Origin of the sequence: Streptomyces sp. adm13(2018) (assembly GCF_008042145.1) — a bacterium.
Classification (GTDB): domain Bacteria; phylum Actinomycetota; class Actinomycetes; order Streptomycetales; family Streptomycetaceae; genus Streptomyces.
Genome location: NZ_RDBH01000026.1, coordinates 1 through 1,140, shown reverse-complemented (window position 1 = coordinate 1,140; position 1,140 = coordinate 1). Strand labels below are relative to the sequence as shown.

Annotated in this window: 1 protein-coding gene and 1 pseudogene; both read right to left on the bottom strand. The window is 71.7% G+C overall.

Translation table 11 applies throughout. The annotated features are described in order from the left end of the window. Positions 1-100: 100 nt before the first annotated feature. Positions 101-299, bottom strand: a pseudogene (locus EAO70_RS02340) (acyl-CoA dehydrogenase); the annotation flags it as partial. A gap of 227 nt (positions 300-526) precedes the next feature. Then, complete coding sequence (locus tag EAO70_RS02335; protein WP_148001366.1) at positions 527-982, bottom strand: RrF2 family transcriptional regulator; 456 nt, start codon at positions 980-982, stop codon at positions 527-529. Between the last annotated feature and the right edge of the window lie 158 nt (positions 983-1,140).

Here is a 1,140-nt window from a genome sequence, read left to right as displayed (position 1 = left end):
CCATGCGGCACATGCCGCTGCTCGCCACGGAGCGGGCCCGTGAGCAGCTGGAGTGGGAGCCGTCGCACGGTGCCGTGGAGGTGCTGGAGGAGTTCCTGCGCGGGGGCCGTCAGGAGGGCGGGGAGTCCGGCCTCCTGGAGCCGTGCGACCTCGTCGAACGGCGCCTTGCCCGCCCGGTCCCTGGTGAGCGCGTCGACGGCGAGGTCGTCGGCGAGCTCGCGGGTGACGCGGGGCCAGAGGGCGTCGTCGGCGGGCCGGTCGACCGGGCTGTCACCCGGCCGTTCGGCGACCCGTGCCACGGGTGGCGCGGCCGGTGCGGAGGCGGTGCGTATCGCTGGTCTCTTCGGCGATTTCCTCGGCGTACTCACGTCACCTCACATGGTTTCCCGTATCCCCACTGGAACAGTAGGGATAGTGGCAGAGGTGGGGTGGTCGCCCCAAGGGGCGTCCGCAAGCTGGACAGCGTCGTCTCGGAAGATGAGAAGGGGTCACATCGCCGCAGGTCGCGCGGGGTTGGGCCGAGGGCTCAGGGGTTGGTCCATGCCTCCGGATCGTCCGCGAGCGCGACGATCGTGTCCGGCAGGTGGGCCGCCGCGACTTCCGCGAGCGAGACCCCGAGCACCTCGCGGACACCGGCCCGCAGCGCGATCCACAGGGTCAGCAGCGACTCGGCGGGACCCGTGTACGAGAGGTCCGGCGGCCGCTCCCCGCGGACCGAGACCAGCGGACCCTCCACACAGCGGATGACCTCCGCGACCGAGATCGACTCGGCGGGCCTGGCCAGCCAGTAGCCGCCGTTGCCGCCCCGCTGGCTCAGCACGAGACCGCCCTTGCGCATGTCCCCGAGGATCCCTTCGAGGAACTTGTGGGAGATGCCCTGGTCCTCGGCGATCGCCTCGGCCTTCAGCGGACCCGCGTCCTGGGCGGCGGCGAGCTGGAGGGCGGCACGCACCGCGTAGTCGGCCCTGGCTGAAATGCGCATGCGCGCATTATTCCGCACACCCCCGGAGGTGGCCCGTACCGCACCCTTGACGTCGCCAGGAGCCGGTCGGACACTCAGGACGGGGAATCCGAGCGAACAGGTAGGAAACCATGGGACGCAGCGGTCGACACGACACGCCACCCGCCGCACCCCTCCCG

Bases quoted from the DNA above. Each gene is read 5' to 3' on its own strand.
- EAO70_RS02335 (WP_148001366.1), bottom strand. From the start codon at position 982: ATGCGCATTTCAGCCAGGGCCGACTACGCGGTGCGTGCCGCCCTCCAG.